23 protein-coding genes, 1 pseudogene and 1 riboswitch are annotated in these 26,227 nt (G+C 73.0%); of the genes and pseudogenes, 14 read left to right on the plus strand and 10 right to left on the minus strand.

The annotated features are described in order from the left end of the window. Positions 1 to 37: 37 nt before the first annotated feature. Positions 38 to 367, minus strand: coding sequence for a MoaF-related domain-containing protein (locus tag OG618_RS29400; RefSeq protein WP_329490584.1), 330 nt, complete (start codon positions 365 to 367; stop codon positions 38 to 40). A gap of 453 nt (positions 368 to 820) precedes the next feature. Further along, positions 821 to 985, plus strand: a riboswitch (cyclic di-AMP (ydaO/yuaA leader). 4 nt (positions 986 to 989) lie between these two features. On the opposite strand from OG618_RS29400, the gene OG618_RS29405 reads away from it, so the two are divergent. Further along, positions 990 to 2,264: a glycoside hydrolase family 16 protein gene (locus OG618_RS29405; protein ID WP_329490585.1), complete on the plus strand. Its 1,275-nt coding sequence runs from the start codon at positions 990 to 992 to the stop codon at positions 2,262 to 2,264. Positions 2,265 to 2,423: 159 nt separating this feature from the next. On the opposite strand, the gene OG618_RS29410 is transcribed toward OG618_RS29405, so the two are convergent. Further along, a complete protein-coding gene (locus tag OG618_RS29410; protein ID WP_329490586.1) occupies positions 2,424 to 2,993 on the minus strand; it encodes a hypothetical protein in 570 nt (189 codons plus the stop codon). A gap of 179 nt (positions 2,994 to 3,172) precedes the next feature. Next, entirely contained in the window at positions 3,173 to 3,970 is a 798-nt protein-coding gene (locus OG618_RS29415) for an IclR family transcriptional regulator (RefSeq protein ID WP_329490588.1), read from the minus strand. Positions 3,971 to 4,172: 202 nt separating this feature from the next. Between OG618_RS29415 and aceB the strand changes: the two genes are divergently transcribed. After that, positions 4,173 to 5,825, plus strand: a complete 1,653-nt coding sequence (gene aceB, locus OG618_RS29420; RefSeq protein WP_329490589.1) for a malate synthase A — start codon at positions 4,173 to 4,175, stop codon at positions 5,823 to 5,825. 145 nt (positions 5,826 to 5,970) lie between these two features. Then, entirely contained in the window at positions 5,971 to 6,357 is a 387-nt protein-coding gene (locus OG618_RS29425) for an allophanate hydrolase-related protein (protein WP_329490590.1), read from the plus strand. Between the two features lie 226 nt (positions 6,358 to 6,583). Here the strand turns inward: OG618_RS29425 and OG618_RS29430 are convergent, their stop codons facing one another. From OG618_RS29430 to OG618_RS29460, 7 genes are all read right to left on the minus strand, one after another. Continuing rightward, positions 6,584 to 7,969: an 8-oxoguanine deaminase gene (locus OG618_RS29430; RefSeq protein ID WP_329490591.1), complete on the minus strand. Its 1,386-nt coding sequence runs from the start codon at positions 7,967 to 7,969 to the stop codon at positions 6,584 to 6,586. Positions 7,970 to 8,039: 70 nt separating this feature from the next. Beyond that, positions 8,040 to 9,503 (minus strand): nucleobase:cation symporter-2 family protein, encoded by a 1,464-nt coding sequence (locus OG618_RS29435; RefSeq protein WP_380384500.1) that lies wholly within the window; start codon positions 9,501 to 9,503, stop codon positions 8,040 to 8,042. 265 nt (positions 9,504 to 9,768) lie between these two features. Next, positions 9,769 to 10,683 carry a factor-independent urate hydroxylase gene (gene pucL / locus OG618_RS29440; protein ID WP_329490592.1) on the minus strand — a complete coding sequence of 305 codons (915 nt, stop codon included), beginning with the start codon at positions 10,681 to 10,683 and terminating at the stop codon, positions 9,769 to 9,771. A gap of 26 nt (positions 10,684 to 10,709) precedes the next feature. Further along, complete coding sequence (gene uraH, locus OG618_RS29445; protein WP_329490593.1) at positions 10,710 to 11,045, minus strand: hydroxyisourate hydrolase; 336 nt, start codon at positions 11,043 to 11,045, stop codon at positions 10,710 to 10,712. Between the two features lie 76 nt (positions 11,046 to 11,121). Further along, positions 11,122 to 11,625, minus strand: a complete 504-nt coding sequence (gene uraD / locus OG618_RS29450) for a 2-oxo-4-hydroxy-4-carboxy-5-ureidoimidazoline decarboxylase (protein ID WP_329490594.1) — start codon at positions 11,623 to 11,625, stop codon at positions 11,122 to 11,124. A gap of 225 nt (positions 11,626 to 11,850) precedes the next feature. Continuing rightward, positions 11,851 to 12,231, minus strand: coding sequence for a helix-turn-helix domain-containing protein (locus OG618_RS29455; protein ID WP_329490595.1), 381 nt, complete (start codon positions 12,229 to 12,231; stop codon positions 11,851 to 11,853). Continuing rightward, entirely contained in the window at positions 12,228 to 12,473 is a 246-nt protein-coding gene (locus tag OG618_RS29460) for a thiamine-binding protein (RefSeq protein ID WP_387887521.1), read from the minus strand. The genes OG618_RS29455 and OG618_RS29460 overlap by 4 nt, the downstream gene beginning before the upstream one ends. A gap of 237 nt (positions 12,474 to 12,710) precedes the next feature. On the opposite strand from OG618_RS29460, the gene OG618_RS29465 reads away from it, so the two are divergent. From OG618_RS29465 to OG618_RS29515, 11 genes and pseudogenes are all read left to right on the plus strand, one after another. Further along, positions 12,711 to 13,553, plus strand: coding sequence for a TIM barrel protein (locus tag OG618_RS29465; protein WP_329490597.1), 843 nt, complete (start codon positions 12,711 to 12,713; stop codon positions 13,551 to 13,553). A 58-nt stretch (positions 13,554 to 13,611) separates the two neighbouring features. Beyond that, positions 13,612 to 14,499 carry a 2-hydroxy-3-oxopropionate reductase gene (locus OG618_RS29470; protein ID WP_329490598.1) on the plus strand — a complete coding sequence of 296 codons (888 nt, stop codon included), beginning with the start codon at positions 13,612 to 13,614 and terminating at the stop codon, positions 14,497 to 14,499. Positions 14,500 to 14,848: 349 nt separating this feature from the next. After that, positions 14,849 to 15,991 carry a glycerate kinase gene (locus OG618_RS29475; RefSeq protein WP_329490599.1) on the plus strand — a complete coding sequence of 381 codons (1,143 nt, stop codon included), beginning with the start codon at positions 14,849 to 14,851 and terminating at the stop codon, positions 15,989 to 15,991. 114 nt (positions 15,992 to 16,105) lie between these two features. Then, complete coding sequence (gene allB / locus OG618_RS29480; RefSeq protein ID WP_329490600.1) at positions 16,106 to 17,485, plus strand: allantoinase AllB; 1,380 nt, start codon at positions 16,106 to 16,108, stop codon at positions 17,483 to 17,485. Further along, positions 17,482 to 18,534 (plus strand): annotated as a pseudogene (gene alc / locus OG618_RS29485) (allantoicase); the annotation flags it as partial. The gene allB and the pseudogene alc, both read left to right, overlap by 4 nt. A gap of 267 nt (positions 18,535 to 18,801) precedes the next feature. After that, positions 18,802 to 20,262, plus strand: a complete 1,461-nt coding sequence (locus OG618_RS29490; protein ID WP_329490602.1) for a catalase — start codon at positions 18,802 to 18,804, stop codon at positions 20,260 to 20,262. 265 nt (positions 20,263 to 20,527) lie between these two features. Further along, positions 20,528 to 21,307 carry an IclR family transcriptional regulator gene (locus OG618_RS29495; RefSeq protein WP_329490603.1) on the plus strand — a complete coding sequence of 260 codons (780 nt, stop codon included), beginning with the start codon at positions 20,528 to 20,530 and terminating at the stop codon, positions 21,305 to 21,307. Between the two features lie 205 nt (positions 21,308 to 21,512). Continuing rightward, on the plus strand, positions 21,513 to 22,427 hold the full coding sequence (locus tag OG618_RS29500; protein ID WP_329490604.1) for a metal-dependent hydrolase: 915 nt from the start codon (positions 21,513 to 21,515) through the stop codon (positions 22,425 to 22,427). Positions 22,428 to 22,446: 19 nt separating this feature from the next. Next, positions 22,447 to 23,535, plus strand: coding sequence for a PDR/VanB family oxidoreductase (locus tag OG618_RS29505; protein WP_329490605.1), 1,089 nt, complete (start codon positions 22,447 to 22,449; stop codon positions 23,533 to 23,535). A gap of 14 nt (positions 23,536 to 23,549) precedes the next feature. Further along, the gene (locus OG618_RS29510) at positions 23,550 to 24,434 is read left to right on the plus strand and encodes a M24 family metallopeptidase (RefSeq protein WP_329490606.1); all 885 of its coding nucleotides are present in this window, start codon (positions 23,550 to 23,552) and stop codon (positions 24,432 to 24,434) included. Further along, positions 24,431 to 26,152 (plus strand): SDR family oxidoreductase, encoded by a 1,722-nt coding sequence (locus tag OG618_RS29515; RefSeq protein ID WP_329490607.1) that lies wholly within the window; start codon positions 24,431 to 24,433, stop codon positions 26,150 to 26,152. Before OG618_RS29510 ends, OG618_RS29515 begins: the two co-directional genes overlap by 4 nt. Positions 26,153 to 26,227 lie beyond the last annotated feature (75 nt).

Below are 26,227 nucleotides of genomic sequence, written 5' to 3' on the forward strand. Positions count from 1 at the left end.
CACGGCACGGCCGGTACAGCAGCGCTCAGGCCACGGCTCAGGCCACCGGCTCCAGCGTCCCGGTGTGCAGCTCGCCGACCCGGCCGCCCTCGCCCTCGTACGTCCAGAACGCGCGCACCGTCAGCCTGCCGAGGTCCATCACGTGGCTGACGGTGATGCCGCTCTGCTCGGTCCAGCTGACGAAGTACAGCTCCGGCCCGATCTCGGCGATGTGCAGCGCGACGTCCTCCCACTGGCCCGCCGACTCGCCGAGGCCCTCCCAGCGCAGCCGCTTGCCGTCGGGCGAGTAGGCGTTGCGGAAGGCCGCGCCGTTGTCGACCTGGAAGAGGTAGGTGCGGCCGGCGAAGGCGGGCAGGGGCGCGGTCATGGCGGAGCGGGTCCTCGTCTCTCGTCTGTGCGGTACGGCTGGACTCCCAACCTATCCGACCGGCCGACCTTCGCGGCGGACATGCGGGCACCAGGCCACGGAGCGGACACCGGGCCGGTACGCCGCACCCGCCCCGGTCCGCACCCGCCCCGGTCCGCACCCGCCCCGGTCCGCACCCGCCCCGGTCCGCGCCCACCCCGGCCGGACCTCCGCCACCCGCTCGCCGACCCGCCGCCGACCCCGTCGGCCGCCCCGCGCCCGCCCCACGCCCCGCCCCGTCTCCAACTGATCAACTTCCCCGGTGACTTGATCCACTCCGGACGGCTCGCACTGTGAGCTGCGCGACAACACCCCCTGTCGGCTTGTCGACATTCGAGCGGCCTGCCTAGCCTGCACGAGTCCGTCTTCGCGGACCCCGCCGTCGGGACGCCGAGTCCTGTCCACCCGCCGGTCGGCAGTCGAGCACCGCAGCGGACGGGAGCGGGGGACCCAGGTCAGTGCCCGGCGCACGCGCTCGCGCGTGCGGACCGAGGCTAGGGGTGAAGCCGCTCCCACAGGCGGCCGGGCAACCTCAGCCCGAACCCGACAGCTCACCTCGCAGGCGTCTACAGAGGACACCGCCATGCAGAAGCCTGCCCGGCGCGCGACCCCGCGCCACGCCCGCCCCTCCCACCGAGGCCGCAAGGCCGCCTTCGCCGCCACCGGAGCGCTCGCCATCAGCGGCGCCGGCCTGCTCGGCGTCCCGGCGCTCACCGGCGCCCAGGCGGCCACCGCGCCGACCGTCACCCAGGACAGGCTCGCCCCGGCCACCATGGTCGCGGGCAAGGCCACCACGGCCGCGCTGACCGTCCACTCCTCGTCCTGCTTCACGGCCAAGACCGTCGGCGTCGGCGTCCGCGACGCGGCCGGGCGCAACCTCGACTTCCCCGGCAACGTCTCCAACGCGCAGATCTGCCCCGGCGGCCTGTCGATCACCACCGGTGCCCGCACCCTGCCCGCCGGGACGTACACCCAGTTCGGCTTCTGGCAGGACCTCGGCGGTACCTGGCACAACCTGCCCTCGCGCCAGCTCGCGGTCTCCGACGCGACCGTCGCCCCCGCCCCGAGCCCGACCGCCACCCCCAAGCCCACCCCGACGCCGTCGCCCACCGCGACCGCCACGCCGTCGCCCACCGCCCCGGCCCCCACCGCGCCGGCGACCGGCGCCCCGGTCGCCGGGAAGTCGCTGACCTGGTCGGACGAGTTCAACGGCCCGATCGCCTACGGCTCGCGCTGGACGGGTGACAAGAGCAGCGCCTACCACTACGGCAACCACAACCCGGACGACAACAAGCTGGACTGGCTGAACAAGAACAACGTCTCGGTGGCCGGCGGCGTCGCCACGTTCACCGCCAAGCCGGGCGCCAACACGCTGGAGAACGGCAAGAAGTCCTGGGACACCGGGCTGCTCACCACCGAGTACTCCAGCGAGGGCTTCCAGGTGAAGACCGGCGACTACGCCGAGACCCGGGTCAAGCTCCCGGCCGGCACGGGGGCCTGGCCGGCCCTGTGGACCTGGAAGAACGGCAACGGGGAGATCGACTCCTTCGAGTACCACCCCGACAACCCGAACCTGCTGGAGCTGACCAACCACGTCAACCCGGGCCACCTGTACTACACCGACGCCAAGGCGATCGCGAAGGACGGCTGGGTCACCATCGGCACCCACTACGGCGCCACCTCGGTCGACTGGTACGTCAACGGTACGAAGGTGTTCTCGGACGGCAAGGGCGTCGGCGCCAACTGGTCCGCGTACCTGATCCTCAACCTGTCCCTGAGTGCAGGGCAGTACCACGCCGCGCCGCAGGGCACGGCCCCGATCACCTTCGCCGCGGACTACGTCCGGGTCTACCGCTAGGCCGATCGGCGCCCGGTCCGGACCGGAACGCACCCGGACCGGAACGCACCCGGACCGGAACGCACCCGGACCGGAACGCACCCGGCGCGGTACGGCTCAGGACAGCCGTACCGCGCTGAGTCGTCGGGGCCCGGCTCGGTACGGCCCTGGCCGGTCCGGTCAGAAGCTGTCGGGGGGCTCGACGATGTTCATCGTGAACGGCAGCTTGTTGTTCTCCGAGTTCGGGTCGTCCGCACTGCTGATGGCGACGTAGCCGCCGTGCAGCTCGCCGTAGGGGACGTCGGCGCCGACCTTCAGCGGGATCAGTGCCGTGGCGCTCTCGAGGCTCGGCAGGCCCGGGGGGAACTGGCAGCGCACCCGGTGGCCGTTCTGGAACGCGGTGCAGTTCTCCGGGTAGAACGGCTCCCTTGGCGTGACACCCTCCGGCAGGGTGACGACCACGGTGAACGGCGAGGCCGTCCTGTCCGGCCCGCGGTTGGCGATGAAGGCGTGCAACGTGACCATGCCCTCCGGCGCGACGGCGTCCGGGTCGAGCCGGATCACCTCCAGGTCGGAGTTCGACGGGGCCGGCACCGCGAGTGGCGCGACCTCCGCCGCCGGGGCATCCCCGACCGCGGGATCGGCGCCCGGGCAGGCGGCCCCCGCCGACCCGGCGGCCAGCGCGGTCACCGCGCACCCCACCGTCAGCGCCCTGCCGAGGAATCTCAGTGCGGACCTTCTGCGCGACATCGTCGCTCACCCTGCCCTCTGCGTTCCGGCGGTCCGCACCGTTGCGGGCCGCGTCGGCACCAGCGTGACCGACCGGCTCGCCGTCCTCGTCGCACCCCGCCCTCGGGCCGCCCGAACGGAGGAACGGCACGCCGGAGGCCACCCGGCCTTCCCTGCGCGGCAGGAGCGGTGATCGTCCGTCAGGGGGCGAGGACCTGCCCCAGCCGGGCCGCGATCTGGTGCATCACGGGGACGAGCGAGGCCGCGCCGGCCTGCTCCTCCAGCGCCCGGATCCGGGCCTCCGGGCCGGAGACGGAGAGCGCCGTCGGCGTCGGCGCGCCGGGTACCGCGAGCGCGATGCAGCGGACCCCGATCTCCTGCTCCTGGTCGTCCACCACGTAGCCGCGCTCACGCGCCTGCGCCAACTGGACCAGCAGCTCCTGCGGGTCGGTCACGGTGTAGGAGGTGTGCGCCGGCAGCGGGTTCGGGCCGAGCACGGCCCGCGCCTCCTCCTCGGGCAGCTGGGCCAGCAGCGCCTTGCCGACGCCCGTGCAGTGCGGCTGCACCCGGCGGCCGACCTCGGTGAACATCCGCATCGAGCGCCGCGACTGCACCTGGCCGACGTACACCACCTCGCCGCCCTCCAGCACGGCCAGGTTCGCCGTCTCGCCGGTGGCCTCCATCAGTTCGGCCAGGTAGGGGCGGGCCCAGCTGCCGAGCAGTCGCCCGGCCGTCTCGCCGAGCCGGATCAGCCGGGGGCCCAGGGTGTAGCGGCGCGCGGTGTCCTGGCGGACATAGCCCTGCTGCACGAGGGTACGAACCAGGCGGTGGATGGTGGGCATCGGCAGCCCGGAGGAGGTGGAGAGCTCACTGAGCGTCGCCACGCCCCCGGAGTCGGCCAGCGCCTCCAGGAGCAGGAAGGCGCGCTCGACGGACTGCACGCCGCCGCTCGCGCGGTCCGGACCCGTCGTCGATGCTGTGTCGGGGGTCGCAACCACCGGCGTTCCCTTCGCTGTCGGGGGAGGAGTAGAGTCCCAGCGATCACCTCAACAAACCGTTGAAATTCTGTATCGCGGAAACTAGTCTCCACCTTACAGAATCGAACCCTCCGACAGGTGGGGTTTCCCCTCGGTTCAGATCAAGGACGTTCCCACCGGAACTGCCTTCGCCATGCTCAACCGTCTTAGGAGTGTCCTGCTCATGGCTACAGATCAGGGACCCGCCGGCGCCTCCCCCGCCGCTCCGGTCGTCACTGTCGCCGGTCCGCGAGTCCACCGGGCCGAGGAGGTGCTCACTCCGGAGGCGGTCGCCTTCGTCGTCGGCCTCCACCGCGCGTTCGAGGACCGCCGGCAGGAGCTCCTGGTGCGCCGCAGGACCCGCCGTGCCGAGATCGCCGAAACCGGCACCCTGGACTTCCTCCCCGAGACGGCCGCCGTGCGGGCGGGCGACTGGACGGTGGCCGAGGCCCCCCGCGCCCTCCAGGACCGCCGGGTCGAGATCACCGGCCCCACCGACCGCAAGATGGTCATCAACGCCCTCAACTCCGGCGCCCGGGTCTGGCTGGCGGACTTCGAGGACGCCACCTCGCCGACCTGGGAGAACGTGGTCGGTGGCCAGATCAACCTGATCGACGCCTTCGAGGGCCGGATCGACTTCACCTCCTCGGCCGGCAAGGCCTACACCCTCAGGCCGGCCGCCGAGCTGGCCACCGTCGTGGTCCGCCCGCGCGGCTGGCACCTGGACGAGAACCACCTGCTGGTCGACGGCCGGCCGGTCGCCGGGGCCTTCCTCGACTTCGGCCTCTACTTCTTCCACAACGCGGCGCGGCTGCTCGCGCGCGGCGCGGAGGACCCGAACTCCGGCCCCTACTTCTACCTCCCGAAGACGGAGAGCCACCTGGAGGCCCGGCTCTGGAACGACGTCTTCACCCACGCCCAGGCGGCGCTCGGCATCCCGCACGGCACCGTCCGGGCCACCGTGCTGATCGAGACCATCACCGCGGCGTTCGAGATGGAGGAGATCCTCTACGAGCTGCGGGACCACGCCGCCGGGCTCAACGCCGGCCGCTGGGACTACCTGTTCTCGATCGTCAAGAACTTCCGCGACGCCGGCGAGCACTACATCCTGCCGGACCGCAACTCCGTCACCATGGCCTCCCCGTTCATGGCCGCCTACACCCGGCTGCTGGTGCAGACCTGCCACCGGCGCGGCGCGCACGCGATCGGCGGGATGGCCGCCTTCATCCCCAGCCGCCGCGACCCCGAGGTCAACGCGGCCGCCCTGGAGAAGGTCAGGGCCGACAAGGACCGCGAGGCCGGCAACGGCTTCGACGGCTCCTGGGTCGCCCACCCGGACCTCGTCCCGGTCGCCCGTGCCTGCTTCGACGCCGTCCTCGGCGAGCGCCCGAACCAGAAGGACGACCCGGGGCCGGCCGAGCCCGTCACGGCCGCCCAGCTGCTCGACATCGCCGGCGCCGGCGGCCACTGCACCCACGCCGGCCTGCACAACGCCGTCCAGGTCGGGGTCCGCTACATCGAGGCGTGGCTGCGCGGCCTCGGTGCCGTCGCCATCTTCAACATGATGGAGGACGCCGCCACCGCCGAGATCTCCCGCTCGCAGATCTGGCAGTGGATCCACAACGGCGTGGTGCTCTCCGACACGGGCGAGAAGGCCACCGCCGACCTGGTGCGCCGTCTGGTGGCCGAGGAGCTCGCCGCGCTCCGGGCCGAGCTGGGCGACGAGGCCTACGCCGGTGGGCGCTGGCGCGAGGCCGCCAAGCTCTTCGAACAGGTCGCCCTGGCCGAGGAGTTCGCGGACTTCCTGACCCTGCCCGCGCTGCCCCTGCTGGGCTGAGTCCAATCTATCCGCGCGTGCGCCCGCTGCCGCCTGCCGGCTTGTAGCAGTCGCCGCGCCCCATTGCTCCGTTCCGTACGGCGACGAATCCAGCTGTCCTCATCGTCGCCGTGCGGAACGGCCGTTTCCGGAGGCATCGATCCCCGTGGCACGCATCTTCTTCAACGGCCAGGCCATGGTCGGCGGCCCCTTCCACCCCTCGGTGGCCGACGCGCTGGTCGGCCCGGTCCGCACCGCGCCGGGCTACCGCTTCTTCTCCATCGGGGACGTCTGCCCCGGACTGCTCGCCGACCCGTCCGTCGACACCGCCATCGAGGGCGAGCTGTACGACATCACCCTCGAACACCTGCGTGACGTGATCCTCCCCGGCGAGCCCCGTGAGCTCGAACTCGGCGTCATCACGCTGGCCGACGGCTCGCCCTGCCTCTCCATGCTGCTCGCCCGCGGCGAGGCCGACCGCGGCGTCCACCGCGAGATCACCCGCTACGGCGGATGGCGCCGCTACCTCGCCACCCTGGGCCGCACGGCCTGACACCCCACCACGCTCGGAGGGCCTGCGCCGACCGGCGCAGGCCCTCCGTCGTGTCCGGATCCCGATCGGGCCGGCCCGCTGCCGCGGAGGGGCCGCCTCCGCCCGGGCACGCCACAGCCCCGGACCCTCGCCGTGGGCCCGGGGCTGGGGTCCGTGCGCCGTCCTGAGCGGTGGCGCACGGAGTCCGGGTGACGCACCGTCCCTGGGCGGCCCGGAGTTCAGGGGGTTACACGGGGCGGGCGGCGAGCTCCTTGGCGGCGCGGGCGCAGGCCTGCGCGATCCGGTCCTCGTTCACCGTGGTCAGCTGCCCCTTCTCCACGACGGCGTTGCCGTTGACGAAGAGGGCGGCCAGCGGCGGCAGGGCGCCGAGGGTGAGCGCGGCGACCGGGTCGGCGATCGAGGAGTGCATGATGCCGTCGATCTTCCACAGCGCGAGGTCGGCCAGCTTGCCGGCCTCGATCGAGCCGATCTCGTTCTGCCGGCCGAGCACCCGGGCGCCGCCCATGGTGCCGAGGCGCAGCGCCTGGCGGCCGGTGAGCGCGGTCGGGTAGCCGTGCAGGCGGTTGATCAGCAGGGCGTTGCGCAGCTCGGTGCCCAGCTCGCCGGACTCGTTGGAGGCGGTGCCGTCCACCCCGAGGCCGACCGGGACGCCGGCCTTCAGCATGTCGGGGACGCGGGCGATGCCGGCGGCGAGGCGGGCGTTGGAGGACGGGCAGTGCGCGACACCGGTGCCGGTCTCGGCGAACTTGGCGATGTCCGAGTCGTTCATGTGGACGCAGTGCGCCATCCAGACGTCCTCGCCGAGCCAGCCCACCGACTCGAAGTAGTCGGTCGGGCCCATCCCGAACAGCTCCTTGCAGAACGCCTCCTCCTCGGCGGTCTCGGAGCCGTGGGTGTGCAGCCGGACGCCCTTGCGGCGGGCCAGCAGGGCGGCCTCGCGCATCAGCTCGGTGGAGACCGAGAAGGGCGAGCAGGGCGCGATGGCGATCTGGAGCATCGCGTCGGAGGAGGCGTCGTGGTACTTGTCCACGGCCGCCTCGGAGGCGATCAGGATCTCCTCGGTGTTCTCGACCGCGTGGTCCGGCGGCAGGCCGCCGTCCTTCTTGCTGCGGTCCATGGAGCCGCGCAGCGCGGTGAAGCGCATGCCGAGCTCCTGGACGGCCTCGATCTCGGCGCCGAGGATGTCGCCGCCGTCCTTCGGGAAGACGTAGTGGTGGTCGGCGGCGGTGGTGCAGCCGGACTTGAGCAGTGCGGCGGCCGAGCCCTGGGCGGCGGCGTGCACGAGCTTGTCGTCGATCCGGGCCCAGGTCGGGTAGAGGGCGACCAGCCAGTCGAAGAGGATGTTGTCCTGGGCGAGCCCGCGGGTGATCCACTGGTAGAAGTGGTGGTGGGTGTTGACCAGGCCGGGGGTGACGAGGTGGCCCTCGCCGTTGATCCGGCGTACCACGTTGTCCAGCCACTGCGGGGCGGGGCCGTCGCCGACCGACTCGATCCTGTTGCCGAGGACGACCACGTGGCCGCGGGCGTACTCGGTGTCGTTGGCGTCGACCGTCGCGATCGCGACGTTCTCGATCACGATCCGCTGGTCGGCGGGTGGGGGCTGGACTGCCATGGTGTTACTCCTATGGGGGGAGGGTTGACGAGGAGCGCGCGATGAGCGGCACGCGCCCCCCGTCAACCGGTCAGGACGGTGTCGCCGTCGGCACCGTCGTGGCGGGGTTCCCGTCGGCCGGCGACCGGCGGGCGACCCCGACGTGGTGGAAGAGCAGGTTGAGCAGGACGGCCATCACGCTGCCGGCCGATATCCCGGAGTGCAGCAGGGTGCGGACGGCCTCCGGGAAGGCGTCGTAGAAGGTCGGTACCGCGATCGGTATGATCCCGACCCCGAGCGCGACCGACACCAGGATGGTGTTCGAGCTGGACTCCATGCCGGCCTCCGCGAGGGTGCGGATGCCGCTCGCCGCGACCGTGCCGAAGAGCACGATCCCGGCGCCGCCCAGGACGGGCTGCGGCACCAGCGAGACGACCGACCCGAGCACCGGGAAGAGCCCGAGCAGGATCAGGATCCCGCCGCCGGCCGCGACCACGAAGCGGCTGCGGATCTTCGTCAGCGCCACCAGCCCGATGTTCTGGGCGAAGGCACTGGCGGCGAAGCCGTTGAAGACCGGGCTCAGCGCGGTGGCCAGGCCGTCCGCCCGCAGGCCGGCGGCGAGGGTGGCCTCGTCGGCCTGACGGTCGACGATCTTGCCGAGCGCCAGCATGTCGGCGGTGGACTCGGTCATCGAGACCACCATGACGATGCAGAGCGAGACGATCGCGGCCGCGTCGAACACGGGGGCGCCGAAGTGGAACGGGGAGGGGAGCGCGAAGACCTTCGCGTCCTGTACCGCGCCGAAGTCGGCCAGGCCCAGCGGGAAGGCGAGCAGGGTGCCGAACGCCAGCCCGACGAGCAGCGAGAGCTGCTGCCAGAAGCCGCGCAGCAGCCGGTTGCAGAGCACCACCGCGAGGAGGGTGATCGCGGCGAGGCCGATGGCCCGCATGGACCCGAATCCCGGGGCGCCCGGCGATCCGCCGCGCGCCCAGTTCACCGCCACCGGCAGGAGGGACACCCCGATGAGGGTGATCACGGTGCCCTGGACGACCGGTGGGAAGAACCTGATCAGCTTGCAGAAGTACGGCGCCGCGAGGAAGCACAGGAGCCCCGCGACGATCACCGCTCCGAAGATCACCGGGAGGGCGTCCTTCGGTCCGTGCTCCTTGGCTATGGCGATCATGGGCGCGACGCCCGCGAACGAGACGCCGTTCACGAACGGGAGCCGCGCGCCGATCTTCCAGATGCCGAGGGTCTGCAGGAGGGTGGCCAGTCCGGCGGTGAACAGGCTGGCCGAGATGAGCAGGGCGAGTTCGGTGGGGGAGAGCCCCACGCCGGCGCCGACGATGAGTGGAGGAGCTACGACTCCCGCGTACATCGCGGCGACGTGCTGCAGACCGGTGGAGACCAGCTTCACCGTCGGCAGCATCTCGTCCACGGGGTGGACTCCCGGCCCGGAAGGGGTGTCGGGGAGGTGGGTTGACACACCGTCCGGACCGGGTGGTCTTTCTGGGGTGGAACCGCCGTCTGTGGTGCGGGTGGAACGGAGTGCCATGTCGAGCCCCTCTTGTGCCCTGGCTCTCGGCGCGCCCGCGGCGCTGGAGATCCCCCGAGGGCGGGACGGCGGAGCAAGGATCCCTCGGGACGCTTCTCCAGCACCCCGGGCCGGCCGCCGTGAGGCGGGCACGATCTCCGGTGGGTGGGGGGTGGAGAAACTGCTGGTGCAGGAGTTGCGGGTACTGCGAACCGTCCGGTGCCGGCCGGCCGTGGGAGGCCGGGGGGTGCGGTGGTGCCGGACGGGGTCCATGGGTGGGGAACGGTCAGGCGACCGGGATCACCGGGACGACGCCCTCGCGGTGCACGGTGCCCTCGATCAGGCCGTACATCCGGTCGGCGGCGTAGTAGACCTCGTTGTCGTTCTTGAGGCCGAACGGCTCCAGGTCGACCAGGAAGTGGTGCTTGTTGGGCAGCTCCAGGCGGACCTCGTCCACCTCGGCGCGGTTGTTCAGGACCCGGGTGCCCATCGAGTGCAGGGTCTGCTGCAGCGAGTAGGAGTAGGTCTCGGCGAAGGCCTCCAGGAGGTGGCGCCGCACATGGGTGTAGGAGCGGTTCCAGTTGGGCTGGGGCTCCTCGTCCCGGCCGTCGAAGCCGTACTTCCAGCGGGCCGTCACCTGGGTGGCGAGGATCCGGTCGTACGCCTCCTGGAGGGTGGTGTACTTGTCCTTGATGTAGCCCCAGAACTCCGAGTTGGTGGAGTTCATCACCACGAGGTCCTTGAGGCCCGAGATCACCTGGACGGTCTCACCGTCGTAGACGACCTCGCAGGTGCGGGTCTCGCCGCCGTTGCGGACGAACGAGTGGCCGACCTCCTCCGAGCCGATGAAGCGCGCGGAGTTGTCCGGGGTCTTGATCCGGTCCCAGGTGTACTCCTCGATCCGGATCCGGGCCCGGTGGATCGGCTCGTTGTTGTCCACGAAGTGCTTCGCCAGCGTGATGCCGAACTGCTCCGCGGACTCGATCCCGTACTCCTTCGCGAAGGCGAAGACGGTGTTCTTGGTGGTGTCGGTGGGCAGGCAGTTGGCGTTGGAGCCGGTGAGGTGGACGTCGTCGAGGTCACCGGAGAGGGCGACCGAGACGTTCAGGTCCTTGATCTCGTGACGGGTGCTGTCACGGTAGACGCGGACGATGCGGTTCTCCGCCTTGCCGTACTGGTTCTGACCGAGCACGTGGGCCATGACAGGCTCCCAATCAATCAAGCGGTCTAGCTTCCGCGGTAGACCGAGTATCCGAACGGGTTCAGCAGCAGCGGCACGTGGTAGTGGTGCTGCGCGGGTGCGACCGTGAAGACGATCGCGACCTCGGGGAAGAACGGCGGCTCCGCGGAGGTGCGCGCGTAGTACGCGGCGGTGTCGAAGAGCAGCCGGACGACCGAGCCCGCCTCCGCGGCCGGCAGGTCCTTGGCCCGGCCGTCGGAGTCCGTGGCGGAGGTGCCGAGCACCTTCCAGCCACCCTCGGTGTGCAGTGCGAGCTCGACCGGGACACCCTCGGCCGGGCGGCCGAGGCTGGTGTCGAGCACGTGGGTGGAGATGCCAGTCATGGGTGAAGTGACCTTACTGATGGCAGATGTGACGGTACGTCGATACGTCGGTACGTCGAAAGTAGCCGACGACGGGTCAGTTCTCGTCGAGCAGTCGGTTGATCCGAATGTCGTTGATCTTGCGCAGCTCGCCCCGGACGAGCTCCGCCTCGGTGGCGGCGTCGTTCGGGAAGCGCTCCCGCAGGGCGGCGAGCATGGTGTCCGCGGTGCGGCCGGTCGCGCAGATCAGGAACACATGGCCGAACTTGGCCTCGTAGGCGGTGTTGGCCCGGTGCAGTTCGTCGAGGAGTGCGGTGTCCACTCCCCGGATGCCGGCCTGTTCGCGCTCGGAGGTGGCGTCACCCGCCTTGGGCGTGCCGATCCGGGCGTGGCCGGCCATCGCGTCGCGCAGGTCGGCGGCCGTCAGTGCGGCCATGGCCGTCGCGTTGGCGTCGAGCAGGGCGGCGCGGTCCGGCCAGGGCCGGGCCGATGCCACGGCGTCGGCCCAGGTGGGGCTGGAGCAGACCTCCAGCAGGAGCTCTCTCAGCTCGGCGGCGTCGGCCGCCGCCAGGGCGTCAAGGGCGTGAGGGTGGTTGGTCACGGGTGGACCTCCTGAAGAGTGGTGCCACCCGCACAAGCTAGATCCACCCAACCGGGCCGTCAACACTTTGTTGAACGGTTGGTGGTTACGTTTTGAACCGGCCCCGGTTGCCGGGCCGTTTCGTGTGCGATGAGACAAGTGTGCCCCGCCGGGGGCTGATGAAGACTGGCCGGGCCGGCGGGGCACACCCGGTCGGCCGACGCGGCCGACCGGGGCGTCGCACGCTCAGCCGGACTTCGTGCCGTCCTGGCGGTTGAGGTAGTTGTACACGGTGAAGCGGCTCACGCCGAGCGCCGAGGCGACCGTCTCCACCCCGTGGCGGACGGTGAAGGCGCCCCGCTCCTCCAGCAGGGCGACCACGCGCTGCTTCTCCCAGCGGTCCAGCTCGGCCAGCGGCCGGCCGTCGAACTGGCGGGCCATCTCGGTCAGTAGCCGGTCCAGCGCACTGCTCAGGTGGGGCAGCCGGACGGCCAGGGCCGGGGTGCCCTCCCACTCCAGCAGGACGTCCTCGGCCTTCGCCTCCGCCAGCGGCACGGGCGTCGCGCCGACGGCCTCCAGCAGCGGCTTTATCGCGGCGGCGAGGGGGTGGTCCACGTGCTCGGTCACGGCGTACCGCCCTCCTCGCCCAGCACGCTGACCTGGACCGAGATCCGGGTCGCGCCGGCGTCCAGGGTCTCCCGGAGCAGCTTGGTCACGGCGGCCAGGACCTGGTCGGCCTCGCCCTCCGCGCCGGTTCCGAAGGGGCCGACCGCGACGGCCAGGCCGGCTTCGTCGACCACCTTCCGGGCCGCCACGGCGTGCTCCGGGAACGTGTCCAGTTCGAACGGTTCTGTCGTGAACTCCACCATCAATCGCACCCGCTCACTGTAGCGAGCGGGAGCGCGGCCGGTCATCGGGCGGTCGGCCGCCGGGGGGCGGCTGGTCGATCGAACAGCGCGGGCCCGGTGCGGGGGATCGGCTTCGGCCTCTTCAACAAATTGTTGCGACGGTCTTGACACTCGCTCGACGGGCCGGACATGCTTCCACCAAGCAGAATCCCTCTTCCGGATCGTGGAAGTTGCGGATAGACGGAAGAGAGATGAGAGGTGATTGACGTGACTGCCGCCTCCGCGCACAGCTTCACCGTCAACCTGTCGATCCTGTTCGGCGAGCTCCCGCTCCTGGAGCGCCCGGCCGCTGCCGCGGCCGCCGGCTTCACCGCCGCCGAGCTGTGGTGGCCGTTCGGCGAGGAGCACGCCCCGTCCGAGGCCGAGCTGGACGCGCTCCGCAAGGCCTTCGGCGACGCCGGCGTGCGGCTGACCGGTCTCAACTTCCTGGACGACCTCAGCAAGGGCGCCCGCGGCACCGTCTCGGTCCCGGCCGAGAAGGAGCGCTTCCGGGCCAACGTGCCGGTCGCCGCCGGGCTGGCCGCCTCGCTCGGCACCACGGCGCTCAACGCGCTCTACGGCAACCGGATCGAGGGCGTGGACCCGGCCGAGCAGGACGCGCTCGCGCTGGAGAACCTCGTCGTCGCCGCGCGGGCCGCCCACGAGATCGGCGCCGTCCTGCTGATCGAGGCGCTGAACAAGCCCGAGTCCCCGGACTACCCGCTGGTCTCCGCGGCCGCCGCGGTCGAGGTGGTCGACAAGGTCAACGCCGCGACCGGCCTGGGCAACGCCAAGTTCCTCTGCGACCTCTACCACCTGGCCATGAACGGCGAGGACCTGGCGGCCGTGATCGACACCTACGCCGACCGCTTCGGCCACGTGCAGATCGCCGACAACCCCGGCCGCAACGAGCCGGGCACCGGCGGGCTGGACTTCGAGGACCTCTTCGCCCGGCTGACCGCCGCCGGCTACACCGGCCGGATCGGCCTGGAGTACCGCCCGGCGGGCGGCGTCAGCGCCGACAGCTTCGAGTGGCTCCCGCGCGAGCACCGCGCCGGCTAGCGCACCGCGCTCCGGCAGCCACCGCACCCCACCCCACCACGGACAAAGGAACGACGCGATGAGCCGCAAGATCGCCTTCATCGGCCTCGGCATCATGGGCAGCCCGATGGCCGCCAACCTCGTCAAGGCCGGCCACCACGTCACCGGCTACAACCTCACCCAGCCGCAGATCGACGCGCTGGTCGCGGTCGGCGGCCACGGTGCGAGCAGCATCGCGGACGCGGTGAAGGACGCCGAGGTCGTCATCACCATGGTCCCGGCTGACCCGCACGTCGAGCAGGCCGTCCTGGGCGAGGGCGGGGTGCTGGAGAACGTGCGGCCCGGCACGCTCGTCATCGACATGTCGAGCATCACCCCGCAGACCTCGATCAAGGTCGAGGCCGCCGCCAAGGAGAAGGGCGTCCGCACCCTGGACGCGCCGGTCTCCGGCGGCGAGGCCGGCGCCGTCGAGGCGGTGCTGTCGATCATGGTCGGCGGCGCGGCCGAGGACTTCGCCGAGGCGAAGCCGCTGTTCGACGTGCTGGGCACCACGGTCGTCCACGTCGGCCCGGCCGGCGCCGGCCAGACCGTCAAGGCCGCCAACCAGCTGATCGTCGCCGTCAACATCCAGGTGCTGGCCGAGGCCGTGGTGTTCCTGGAGAACGCCGGCGTCGACCTCGCGGCCGCGCTGGACGTGCTCGGCGGCGGCCTGGCCGGCTCCACGGTGCTGAACCGCAAGAAGGCGAACATGCTGAACCGCGAGTTCGCGCCGGGCTTCCGGATCGACCTGCACCACAAGGACATGGGCATCGTCACCGACGCCGCCCGTGCCGTCGGTGCCGCGCTGCCGGTCGGTGCGGTGGTGGCCCAGCTGGTCGCCTCCGCCCGCGCCAACGGCGACGGTTCGCTGGACCACTCGGCGCTGCTGCGCGGCGTCGAGCGGCTCTCCGGCCGCGAGCTCGCGTGACGCTCGCGGGACCGGCGGTACCCCCGCGGTACCTCTGAGACTCCTCCTGGTGGCGTGTACCTCACCGGTCGTGCCCGCGCCACCAGGAGGCCAGACCCGATCGGCAGGCGGGCCGGGGCTCATCCGCCTCCTGCCGATCGACCAAACCGGCGGCGCGCACTCCCTGTCGGGGGCACTTCGGTCGTGCCCGCGCGCCGCCCGGCCCCCTCCCTCGCCGAGGGGAGCCCCTCGTACGTCGGAAGCGGGACGAGGGGAACGGCGGGGAGGGGGCCGCACCCCGCGTCCCGGCCTCCCGGGGCACATGCTTGACGAACCAGCGCCAGAACCGTCCGGAAGTGAGGCCCGCACCATGCCCGCCACCCCCACCCAGGGCCACGTGGTCGTAGCTCCCGACAAGTTCAAGGGCACCCTGGAGGGCGCCGAGGTCGCCGCCCGGATCGCCGCCGGCATCCGCCGTGCCGCGCCCGGTGTCGAGGTCCGCGAACTGCCCGTCGCCGACGGCGGCGAGGGCACCCTGGCCGCCGCGCTGGCCGCCGGGTTCAGCAGGATCCCGGCCAAGGTGGCCGGCCCCACCGGCCTGCCGGTGGACGCCGCGCTCGCCGTCCGGGGCGACACCGCCGTGGTCGAGCTGGCGCAGTCCTCCGGGCTCGCCAGGCTCCCCGGCGGCCGGACCGCCCCGCTCGCGGCCGGCTCCTACGGGGTCGGCCAGCTGATCGGCCGGGCGGTGGGCCTGGGGGCCAAGCGGATCGTGCTCGGCCTGGGCGGCAGCGCCTGCACCGACGGCGGCGCGGGCATGGTCCAGGCGCTCGGCGCCGTGCTGCGGGACGCCGACGGCGCCGAACTGCCGCCGGGCGGCGCCGCACTGCGCAAGCTGGCCCGGCTCGACCTCGGACCGCTGGCCGACGTGCTCACCGGCGTCGAGGTCGTGGTGGCCTGCGACGTGGACAACCCGCTGCTCGGCCCGCGCGGCGCGACCGCCGTCTACGGGCCGCAGAAGGGCGCCGACGGTGACGACCTGGTCGTACTGGAGGAGGGGCTGACCCGCTTCGCCGACGTGGTCGGCGAAGCGGTCGGCCGCGACGTCCGGGAGGCCCCCGGCGCCGGGGCCGCGGGCGGGGCGGGCTTCGCCGCCCTCGCCCTGCTCGGCGCCACCATGCGACCCGGCATCGAGTTGATGCTCGAACTGCTGGGTTTCGACGAGGCCGTGCGTGGGGCACGCCTCGTCGTGACCGGCGAGGGCTGCCTGGACGCTCAGACGCTCCACGGCAAGGCGCCCGCCGGAGTTGCCGCGGCGGCCGCCCGGGCGGGGGTTCGGGTGGCCGCTGTGGCCGGACGGCTGGAGCTGTCGGAGCGCGAGTGGCGGGCGGCCGGCTTCACCGCGGCCTATGCGCTCACGGACCTGGCGGAACAGCCGGGGGACAGCATGACCCGGGCCGGGGAGCTGGCCGAGGTCGCGGGGGAGCGCCTCGCGAGGGCGCTGCTGCGCGGCTGAGCGGGCCGTCCGGCTCTCGTACCTTCCTACATTGACGTTTTGTTGAAGGCGGCCCTAGGCTCCGGGCATTCCTTCGGCACACCCCACTCGTACCCAGGTTTTCGGAGGTCCCCCATGCCCCCCAGCGAGGCGTCCTTCAGCGAGACGGCGGTGATCCGCTCCCGCCGGGTCGTGCTGCCGGACGGCGAACGTCCCGCTGACGTGCTGATCCGCAACGGCACGATCGAGCGGATCGCCGGGCACGGCGCGCTCACGGCCGGCGGCGGCGGACTCACCGACCTCGGCGACACCGCCCTGCTCCCCGGTCTGGTCGACACCCACGTGCACGTCAACGAGCCCGGCCGGACCGAGTGGGAGGGGTTCGCCACCGCCACCCGGGCCGCCGCCGCAGGCGGGGTCACCACGATCATCGACATGCCGCTCAACTCCATCCCGCCCACCACCACGGTGGACGGCCTGGAGGCCAAGCGGAAGACCGCCGAGGGCCAGGCCTGGGTCGACCTCGGGTTCTGGGGCGGGGCCGTCCCCGGCAACGTGCCGGACCTCGAACCGCTGCACCGCGCGGGCGTGTTCGGCTTCAAGAGCTTCCTGGCGCCGTCCGGCGTGGACGAGTTCCCGCACGTCGAGCAGGCCGACCTGGAGGCCGCGCTGGCCGAGCAGGCCCGGATCGGCGCGCTGGCCATCATCCACGCCGAGGACCCCGCCGTGCTCGCCGCCGCCCCGCAGCAACCCGGCGTCCACTACCGCGACTTCCTCGCCTCCCGGCCCGCCGCCGCGGAGACCGCGGCCGTCGCCCGGCTGCTCGACACCGCCCGCCGGACCGGCGCCCGGGTGCACATCCTGCACGTCTCCTCCGCCGCGGTGCTGCCGCTGCTGCGGCAGGCCCGCGCGGACGGCGTCCGGGTGACCGCCGAGACCTGCCCGCACTACCTCACGCTGGCCGCCGAGGAGGTGCCGGACGGCGACACCGCGTTCAAGTGCTGTCCGCCGATCCGCGACGAGGCCAACCGCGACGCGCTCTGGGCCGCGCTGGCCGCCGGCGAGTTCATCGCGATCGTCTCCGACCACTCGCCGTCCACCCCGGACCTCAAGCTGCTGCCCGAGTTCGGCGGCAGCGGCGACTTCGCGGCGGCCTGGGGCGGCATCGCCTCCCTCCAGCTCGGCCTGCCGGCGATCTGGACCGAGGCCCGCCGCCGCGGCCACACGCTGTCCGACGTGGTCCGCTGGATGGCGAGCGGGCCGGCCGCCCTGGTCGGCCTCACCGGCACCAAGGGCGCCATCGCCGTCGGCCACGACGCCGACCTGGTGGCCTTCGACCCGGACGGCGCGTTCGCGGTGCACGCCGCCGAGCTGCACCACCGCAATCCCGTCACCCCCTACGCGGGCCGCACGCTGACCGGCGCCGTCCGCACCACCTGGCTGCGCGGCCGGGTGGTCGACACCGCCGCCGAGCCCTTCGGCCGCCGGATCACCCGTCACCAGGAGACCCAGTGAGCACCGTCAACACCCCGAGCGCCCCGTTCACCGAGCTGGTCGACCTGGCCTCCCGGCGGCTCGGCGCGGGCGTCGTCGCCACCAACGAGGACACCTTCGCGGACGCGGAGAACCTGCTGGTCGCCAAGCCCGCGGAGTTCCGGGCGCACACCTTCGGCCACAAGGGCCAGATCATGGACGGCTGGGAGTCCAGGCGCCGCCGCGGCGCCGGCCCCGAGCAGCCGCACCCCACCGACGAGGACCACGACTGGGCGGTCGTCCGGCTCGGCGTCGGCGGAGTGATCCGCGGCCTCGTCGTGGACACCGCCCACTTCACCGGCAACTACCCGGAGAGCGCCTCGGTCGAGGCCGCCGCCGTTCCCGGGCACCCGTCGCCGGCGGAGCTCGCGGCCGCCGAGTGGGTCGAACTGCTGCCGCGCACCCCGCTCCGGGGCGACACCGCCCACGAGTTCGCGATAGCCGACGGCACCCGCTACACCCACGTACGCCTCAACATCTTCCCGGACGGCGGGGTCGCCCGGCTGCGGGTGCACGGCGAGGTGCTGCCCGACCCGCGCGAGCTGGACGGCCTCACCTTCGACCTGGCCGCCCAGGAGTTCGGCGGCGTGGCCGAGGCGGCGTCCGACCGCTACTTCTCCTCCCCGCACAACCTGAACGCTCCCGGCCGCGCCACCGTCATGGGCGAGGGCTGGGAGACCCGGCGTCGGCGCGACAAGGCCAACGACTGGGTGCAGATCGCCCTGGCCGGGGGCGGCGAGGTCCTTGCCGCCGAGGTGGATACCACCCACTTCGTCGCCAACGCCCCCGGCTGGGCCGACCTGACCGGCTACGACGCCACCGACGGCGGGGACCCGGCCACCGACCCCGACGGCTGGTTCGAGATCCTGCCCCGCACCCGACTCCAGCCCGACACCCGGCACCGCCTGCGGCTCGACGTCGGCCGCCCGGCGACCCACGTCCGGATCAACGTGTACCCGGACGGCGGCCTCGCCCGGCTGCGCCTCACCGGCCGGCTGACCGAGTCCGGCCGCGCGGCCCTCGCCCTGCGCTGGTTCAACGCCGTTCCCGCCGCCGAGGCCGCCGCCGCGCTCACCGAGACCGGTCTCACCGGCGCGGAGGCCGCCGACCTGGCCGCCGCCCGCCCGCTGGCGGACCGGGCCGCGGCCACCGCCGCCGTCGCCGCGCTGCGGCCGGGTGACGGCCCGGACGGCGAGCACTCCTCCCGCCGCCGCTCGGCCGTCTGGCGCCTGCTCGGTGTCTGAGGCGCCGTCAACCTCCTCTCCACGCACGTCTTTGTCGACCCTGAAGGACCCTCCATGTCCAAGATCCTGACCACGGAGTCGGGCGCGCCCGTCGCCGACAACCAGAACTCGGCCTCGGCCGGCGAGTACGGCCCGCTGCTCATCCAGGACCAGCAGCTCCTGGAGAAGCTGGCCCGGTTCAACCGCGAGCGCATCCCGGAGCGCGTCGTGCACGCCCGGGGCTCCGGCGCCTACGGGTACTTCGAGGTCACCGACGAGGTGTCGCAGTACACCCGGGCGGCCTTCCTCTCCGAGGTCGGCAAGCGCACCGAACTGTTCCTGCGCTTCTCCACCGTGGCGGGCAACCTGGGTGCCAGCGACGCGGTGCGCGACCCGCGCGGCTTCGCGCTGAAGTTCTACACCGAGGAGGGCAACTACGACCTCGTCGGCAACAACACCCCGGTGTTCTTCATCAAGGACCCGATCAAGTTCCCGGACTTCATCCACTCGCAGAAGCGCGACCCGTACACGGGCGTCCAGGAGGCCGACAACGTCTGGGACTTCTGGGCCCACTCGCCGGCCTCCACCCACCAGATCACCTGGCTCTTCGGCGACCGCGGCATCCCGGCCTCGTACCGCCACATGAACGGCTACGGCTCGCACACCTACCAGTGGGTCAACGAGCAGGGCGACGCCTTCTGGGTGAAGTACCACTTCAAGACCAACCAGGGCATCCGCTCGCTGGACGGCGGCCAGTCCGCCGAGGTGCTCGGCGCCGACGCCGACAGCCACCAGCGCGACCTGCACCAGGCCATCGAGCGCGGCGTGTTCCCGAGCTGGACGCTGTACGTCCAGCTGATGCCGGTCGCCGAGGCCGCGGACTACCGCTTCAACCCCTTCGACCTGACCAAGGTGTGGCCGCACGCCGACTACCCGCTGGTCAAGGTCGGCCGCCTGGTGCTGAACAAGAACCCGGAGAACGTCTTCGCCGAGGTCGAGCAGTCGGCGTTCTCGCCGAACAACTTCGTGCCCGGCATCGGCCCGTCCCCGGACAAGATGCTCCAGGGCCGGCTGTTCGCCTACGCGGACGCCCAGCGCTACCGCCTCGGCGTCAACCACACGCTGCTCGCCGTCAACGCCCCCCGGGCGACCGAGGCGAACAACTACGGCCGCGACGGCTTCGCCGCCGTCAACAAGTCCGGCCGCGGCAAGAACTACGAGCCCAACTCGTACGACGGCCCGGCCCAGACCGACAACGCGCTCGCCGCGCCGGTCGCGCTGAACGGCCACACCGGCACCTACACCACGCCGGCGCACACCAAGGACGACGACTTCTTCCAGGCCGGTGAGCTGTACCGGCTGATGTCGGCCGGCGAGAAGACCCGCCTGATCGACAACATCGCGGGCTTCCTGGCGCAGGTGACGCGCGACGACATCGTCGAGAAGAACCTCGCCCACTTCCACGCGGCCGACGAGGAGTACGGCAGCCGGCTGGAGGCCGCCGTGGCCAAGCTCCGCGCCGGCGACGAGGGCTGACCCGGCGTCCCTCCGATCCGCTGTGAACCACCCTCACCGGCCGCCGGGGCCCGCACCCCGGCGGCCGCACACCGAGCCTCTCCCCCCAGGGCAGTGGGGGAGGGGCCGTTGTGCTGTCCGCACAGAGCACCCGACACCGGCGCCGGTCAAGTTCTTTACCGTACCTGCACGAATATCCGCGGAGCGGCACCGGCCGACGTCCCCGGGTGGTTAGGCTGGAGAACACCCGCGGGTAACTCCCTGGGGGACATCGGAAGGGGACGACATGTCGACACCAGCCCCGGGTCGCCACGCCATGCTGGACGAGGGCGTGCCCGGTCCGTTCACCTCCCTGCAGCACGCCCTCAGACTGCTGGAGGCCGTCGACCGGCACCCCGGCGGTGCCACCCTGGTCTCCCTCGCCCGGGAGACGTCCCTGGCCCTGCCGACCGTTCGCCGGCTGGCCGAGATCCTGGAGATCGAGGGCTACCTCCAGTGCCAGGACGGCGGTTGGGTGCTCGGCGGCACCTTCGCGCTGCTCGGGCAGTACAACCGGGAGCAGCTGGTCCGGGCCCGGCTGGACCGCAAACTCGCGGAGCTGCGGGACGAGTTGGGCGCGGCGGTGTACTTCACCCGGTACCACGACGGCGAGCTGTCGGTCGAGGCGGTGGCGGCCGCCGAGCACGCCCCGGCGGTGCAGGAGTGGGTGGACTTCCGGGCCACCGCGCACGCCAGCGCGATCGGCAAGTGCCTGCTCAGCCAGCTCGACCACGACGCCCGCCGGGACCACCTGTCCCGCCACCCGGTGGCCCGGCTCACCTCGCGGACGGTCGTCGACGCCGACCAGTTGATGCACCGGCTGGAGCGCCAGCCGGCCACCGTGCCGGTGCTGGACATCCAGGAGTACGCGCTCGGCACCGTCTGCGCCGCCGTGCCGGTGACGGCGGGGAGCACGGTCGGCTGCCTGGCCACCTCGATGCCGCTCGACAACGTGCACCGGCTCAAGGCGGCCGCCGAGCTGCTGGCCGCCCGGGCCGCGCCGCTGATGCTCGCGATGGCGGTCTGACCCTTCGGGGCCGCCCCCCGTCCACGAGCCCCGCCGGATCCCGGCGGGGCTCGCATGTTTCCCGGGCCGCCGTCCGGTGCACATCACCTATTAGACTCGATGTCGATAAGGGCTGCCGAAACCCTTGTAGCAGGCGCTACCCGCGAGTAAGTTGCCTGGTGCCGCGCGAGCCGAGCCGCCCCGCCCCCAGGTCAGGAGGGCCTCCATGCCCCGCACCACCACACCCGTTCCCGCCGTCGCCGCCCCGGCCGCCCGGGTCCACGACAGCCTCGTCCTGGAGCCCCGGGACGTCCGCTTCGACTGGTCCGGGCTTCCGCTGCACTGGATCCCCGACGAGCCGATGGCCACCCACGTCATCAACGTCCTGCACCTGCTGCTCCCGGAGGGCGAGCGCTGGTTCGTCAAGGTGTTCAAGGAGGCGCTGCCGCTGATCCGGGACGACCGGCTGCGTGAGGAGGTGCTGGGCTTCATCGGCCAGGAGGCCATCCACGCCGAGGCCCACCAGGAGGTGCTGGACCACCTGCTCGGCCAGGGCCTCGACCCGCGTCCCTACGTCCGCCAGGTCACCTGGCTGTTCCAGCGCGTCCTCGGGGACAAGCCCGGCCTCCCGCCCGTCCGGCGGCGCGAGAACATCGTCGAGCGGGTCGCCTTCGTCGCCGCGATCGAGCACTTCACCGCCTTCCTCGGCGACTGGGCGCTCAACTCCCCCGGCCTGGACCGGGCGAAGGCCGATCCGACGATGCTGGACCTGCTGCGCTGGCACGGCGCCGAGGAGGTCGAGCACCGCAGCGTCGCCTACGACCTGATGGTCCACCTCGACCCCGGCTACGCCCGCCGGATCCGCGGCATGGCCGTCTCCGGGCCGCTGCTGGTCCACCTCTGGGTGCGCGGCGCCCGCTTCCTGCTGGCCGCCGACCCCACCCTGGACGGCCGGATCCGGCCCAGCTGGCGGGAGGCCCGGCGGCTCGCCCGGCGCGGCCTGCTGCCCGACCCGGTCCGCTCGCTCCGCTCCGGCCTGCGCTACCTGCGGCCCGGCTACCACCCCACCCAGGAGGGCTCCTCAAGCCAGGCCCTCGGCTACCTCGCCACCTCCCCGGCCGCCCGCGCCGCCGCCCACTGACGCCAGGAGAGTCGCCCGGATGGACCTGCACAACCCGCCCCCGGACCTCTACGGCCGCCCCCGCGCGGACCGGTTCATGCGAGGCCTGACCGCCTTCGGCGACCGCTACACCCCCGCGCTGGGCGGCCCGCTGCTGCGCCGCAGCCCCCGGCGCCCGTTCGGCCGCCCCACCCCGGCGCTGCAGCTGGTGGTGACCGCCCGTCGGACGATCGCCACCGACGTCGTCGAGCTGCTGCTCGGCGACCCCTCCGGCGGGGCGCTCCCGCCCTGGCAGCCCGGCGCGCACCTGCGCCTCGCGCTGCCCTCGGGCCGCGAGCGGCACTACTCGCTCTGCGGCGACCCGGGCGACCGGCGGGCCTACCGGGTCGCGGTCCGCCGGCTGCCCGGGGGAGGCGGCGGGTCGGAGGAGATCCACCGCGAGCTGCACCCCGGCACCCGGCTGACCGCCCGCCGCCCGCGCAACGGCTTCGCCTTCTGCGCCGAGCCGGCCGTCCTGCTGCTGGCCGGCGGCATCGGGATCACCCCGCTGCTGCCGATGGTCCACGAGGCCCGGCGGCACGGCCTGGACTGGCACCTCGTCCACGTCGGCCGCAGCGCCGACACCCTCCCCTACGCGGAGCTGCTGCGCGGCCTCGACCCGGGCCGGGTCCACCTGCGCACCGACGACGAGCACGGCGGGGTGCCCACCGGCGCCGAGCTGCTGGCCCACGCCCCGCGCGGCGCCGCCGTCTACTGCTGCGGCCCGGCCCCCATGCTGACCGCCGTCCAGCGCGCGCTGGACGGATCGCCGGCCCGGGCCCTGCACTTCGAGCGGTTCGGCGCCGCCCCGGTCACCGGCGGCGAGCCGTTCGCCGTCCAGCTCGGCACGGACGGCCCGGTGCTGGACGTCCCCGCCGACCGGTCCGCCCTGGACGTGCTCCGCGAGGCCCGTCCGGACCTGCCGTACTCCTGCCACCAGGGCTTCTGTGGCACCTGCGAGGTCCGGCTGGTGGCCGGCGCCGCGGACCACCGCGACCGCCGCCTCACCCCCGAGCAGCGCGCCGCCGGCGCCCTGCTGCCCTGCGTCTCCCGGGCCGCCGGGGGCGAGACCCTCGTCCTGGACCTCTAGCACTGGAGCCCGCCGTGCTGCTTCGCCCCCCGGCCGTCCCCCGCACCCCGGCCTTCCCGTTCACCGACCACGACCTGGACCGCTTCCGCGAGGTCCAGCAACTCGCCTACCACTGCGCCGAACAGGTCGCCGCCTGGATCGAACCGGGGGTGACCGAGCGGCAGGCCACCGCCGAGCTGCGCCGGTGCCTGGTCGCCGCCGGCGTGCAGGACTTCTTCCACGTCCCCTTCGCCTGGTTCGGCGACCGCACCGCCTTCCGGCACTTCCGCACCCCGCTGCAGTTCTTCGCCGGCGACCGCCGGCTGGAGGACGGCATGCCGTACGTCCTGGACTGCGCGCCGATCGTGGACGGCTACACCGCCGACATCGGCTACGGCGGCAAGGTCGGCGAGAACCCGGTCTGGGACCGGCTGGCCGCCGACCTCCGGGTCTACCGCGAGCTGATCCTCACCGAGGTCCGCGCCCGCCGCCCGCTCGACGAGGTGTACGCGGCGGTGGACGCGCAGATCGCCGCGCACGGCTACGACAACCGCCACCGGGTCTACCCGGGCCGGGTGATCGGCCACCAGGTCACCCGGACCACCAGCCGCGGCCCGGCCGGGGTGAACGTCCTCGGCTTCGGGGTGCGTACACTCCAGACGCTCGGCCGCGAGCTGATCGGCGAGCGCCTCCAGGGCCGCTCCCCGCTCTGGGCGGACGGCCGGTCCTCCCGGCACGCGCCGACCCCGGGCCTGTGGGCGGTGGAGCCGCACATCGGGTTCCGCGCGGTGGGCATCAAGTTCGAGGAGCTGCTGGTGGTCACCGAGGACGACGCGTACTGGCTCGACGACGACCTGCCGCACGTGCGGCGCTGGACCGCTGCCCACGCCGAGGCGACCGCCCAGGAGGCGACCCGATGACCACCACCCGCCGCCGCACCGTCCACTCCGGCGGGCTGCCGCTCGCCGTCTTCGAGGACGGCGACCCCGACGCGCCCACCGTCCTGCTGGTGCACGGCTACCCGGACACCCACGTGGTCTGGGACGACATCGCCGCCGACCTCGCCCGCGACCACCACGTGGTCCGCTACGACGTGCGCGGCGCCGGCGAGTCCGGAGCGCCCGACTCGCGCGAGGGCTACCGGCTGGAGCACCTGGCCGCCGACCTCTTCGCGGTCGCCGACGCGGTCAGCCCGGACCGCCCGGTGCACGTGGTCGCCCACGACTGGGGCTCGCTGCAGTCCTGGGAGGCCGTCACCTCGCCCGGCGCCGAGCGGCGGCTCGCCTCCTACACCACGATGTCCGGCCCCTGCCTGGACCACATCGGCCACTGGATGCGCGAGCGCTACCGCCGCCCCACCCCGCGCCACCTGCGGCAACTGCTCGCGCAGGGCGTGCACTCCTGGTACATCACGGCCTTCCACCTGCCCTACCTCGCCCCCGGCATCTGGCGGCTCGGCCTGGCCCGCGCCTGGCCCCGGGTGCTGCGCGACCTGGAGGCCGTCACCCCGCGGCCCGGCCACCCGCAGCCCACCCTGCGGCGGGACGCGGTGCGCGGCATCGAGCTCTACCGGGCCAACATGCGCCCCACCCTGCGCAATCCGCGCGAGCGGCCCACCGAGGTGCCGGTCCAGCTGATCACCCTCACCCGGGACCACTACGTCGGCGAGTACCTCTCCGAGGGGCTGGAGCGCTGGGTGCCCAGGCTGACCCGCCGCTCCCTGCACGCCACCCACTGGTCCGCCCTCCTGGAGAAGGGAACCGCCGTGGCCGGGATGGTCCGCGAGTTCACCGCCGGTGTCGACGCCGGACAGGCCCCCGACCCGGCCGGCGACGGCCCGCTGGTCGTCATCACCGGCGGCGGCAGCGGCATCGGCCGGGCCACCGCGCTCGCCTTCGCCGAGGAGGGCGCCCGGGTGGTGATCTGCGACCTCGACCACGATGCCGCCCGGCGCACCGCCGAACTCGCCTCCCTGCTCGGCCCCCAGGCGCACGCCTACCGGGTCGACGTCAGCGACGGCGCCGCCGTCGACGCCTTCGCCGAGGCGGTCGCCGCCGCGCACGGCGTCCCCGACGTGGTGGTCAACAACGCGGGCATCGGCCACTCCGGGACGTTTCTGGAGACCACCGAGAAGGAGTGGCAGCGCGTCCTGGACGTCAACCTCTGGGGCGTGATCCACGGCTGCCGCGCCTTCGGCTCGCTGATGGCCGACCGCGGCCTGGGCGGGCACATCGTCAACCTCGCCTCGGCCGCCGCCTACCTGCCGTCCAAGGCGCTCACCGCCTACGCCACCAGCAAGGCGGCCGTGTTCATGCTCTCCGACTGCCTGCGCGCCGAACTGGCCGGGCACGGCATCGGCGTCTCGACCATCTGCCCCGGCATCGTCAACACCAACATCACCCGCACCTCCACCTTCTCCGCCACCAGCGCCGACCAGCAGGCGGCCAAGCAGGCCCGCGCCGCGAAGCTCTACGCCCGCCGGGGCTTCCCGCCGGAGAAGGTCGCCACCGCGATCCTGCACGCCGTCCGCACCGGCAAGCCGGTCGTCCCCGTCACCCCCGAGGCCAAGGCCGCCCGCTTCCTCAGCCGCCTCTCCCCGGGCCTGTTGCGCCTGGCGGCCCGCCTCAACGTGACCTGAGGGACCGGCCGGTGGGCCTGTGATATCGGGTAGGCTGGAAATCGATATCACAGGCCCAGCTCGCTCGGGAAGCCC

This window comes from Kitasatospora sp. NBC_01246 (genome assembly GCF_036226505.1).
GTDB lineage: Bacteria > Actinomycetota > Actinomycetes > Streptomycetales > Streptomycetaceae > Kitasatospora.

What these genes read in the sequence shown, in the direction of transcription:
- OG618_RS29400 (WP_329490584.1), bottom strand. Translation starts at nt 367, where the DNA reads ATGACCGCGCCCCTGCCCGCCTTCGCCGGCCGCACCTACCTCTTCCAG.
- OG618_RS29495 (WP_329490603.1), top strand. Translation starts at nt 20,528, where the DNA reads ATGTCGACACCAGCCCCGGGTCGCCACGCCATGCTGGACGAGGGCGTG.
- OG618_RS29410 (WP_329490586.1), bottom strand. Translation starts at nt 2,993, where the DNA reads ATGTCGCGCAGAAGGTCCGCACTGAGATTCCTCGGCAGGGCGCTGACG.
- allB (WP_329490600.1), top strand. Translation starts at nt 16,106, where the DNA reads ATGCCCCCCAGCGAGGCGTCCTTCAGCGAGACGGCGGTGATCCGCTCC.
- OG618_RS29405 (WP_329490585.1), top strand. Translation starts at nt 990, where the DNA reads ATGCAGAAGCCTGCCCGGCGCGCGACCCCGCGCCACGCCCGCCCCTCC.
- OG618_RS29490 (WP_329490602.1), top strand. Translation starts at nt 18,802, where the DNA reads ATGTCCAAGATCCTGACCACGGAGTCGGGCGCGCCCGTCGCCGACAAC.
- OG618_RS29500 (WP_329490604.1), top strand. Translation starts at nt 21,513, where the DNA reads ATGCCCCGCACCACCACACCCGTTCCCGCCGTCGCCGCCCCGGCCGCC.
- OG618_RS29460 (WP_387887521.1), bottom strand. Translation starts at nt 12,473, where the DNA reads ATGGTGGAGTTCACGACAGAACCGTTCGAACTGGACACGTTCCCGGAG.
- pucL (WP_329490592.1), bottom strand. Translation starts at nt 10,683, where the DNA reads ATGGCCCACGTGCTCGGTCAGAACCAGTACGGCAAGGCGGAGAACCGC.
- OG618_RS29475 (WP_329490599.1), top strand. Translation starts at nt 14,849, where the DNA reads ATGCCCGCCACCCCCACCCAGGGCCACGTGGTCGTAGCTCCCGACAAG.
- OG618_RS29470 (WP_329490598.1), top strand. Translation starts at nt 13,612, where the DNA reads ATGAGCCGCAAGATCGCCTTCATCGGCCTCGGCATCATGGGCAGCCCG.
- aceB (WP_329490589.1), top strand. Translation starts at nt 4,173, where the DNA reads ATGGCTACAGATCAGGGACCCGCCGGCGCCTCCCCCGCCGCTCCGGTC.
- uraH (WP_329490593.1), bottom strand. Translation starts at nt 11,045, where the DNA reads ATGACTGGCATCTCCACCCACGTGCTCGACACCAGCCTCGGCCGCCCG.
- OG618_RS29515 (WP_329490607.1), top strand. Translation starts at nt 24,431, where the DNA reads ATGACCACCACCCGCCGCCGCACCGTCCACTCCGGCGGGCTGCCGCTC.
- OG618_RS29435 (WP_380384500.1), bottom strand. Translation starts at nt 9,503, where the DNA reads ATGGCACTCCGTTCCACCCGCACCACAGACGGCGGTTCCACCCCAGAA.
- OG618_RS29505 (WP_329490605.1), top strand. Translation starts at nt 22,447, where the DNA reads ATGGACCTGCACAACCCGCCCCCGGACCTCTACGGCCGCCCCCGCGCG.
- OG618_RS29430 (WP_329490591.1), bottom strand. Translation starts at nt 7,969, where the DNA reads ATGGCAGTCCAGCCCCCACCCGCCGACCAGCGGATCGTGATCGAGAAC.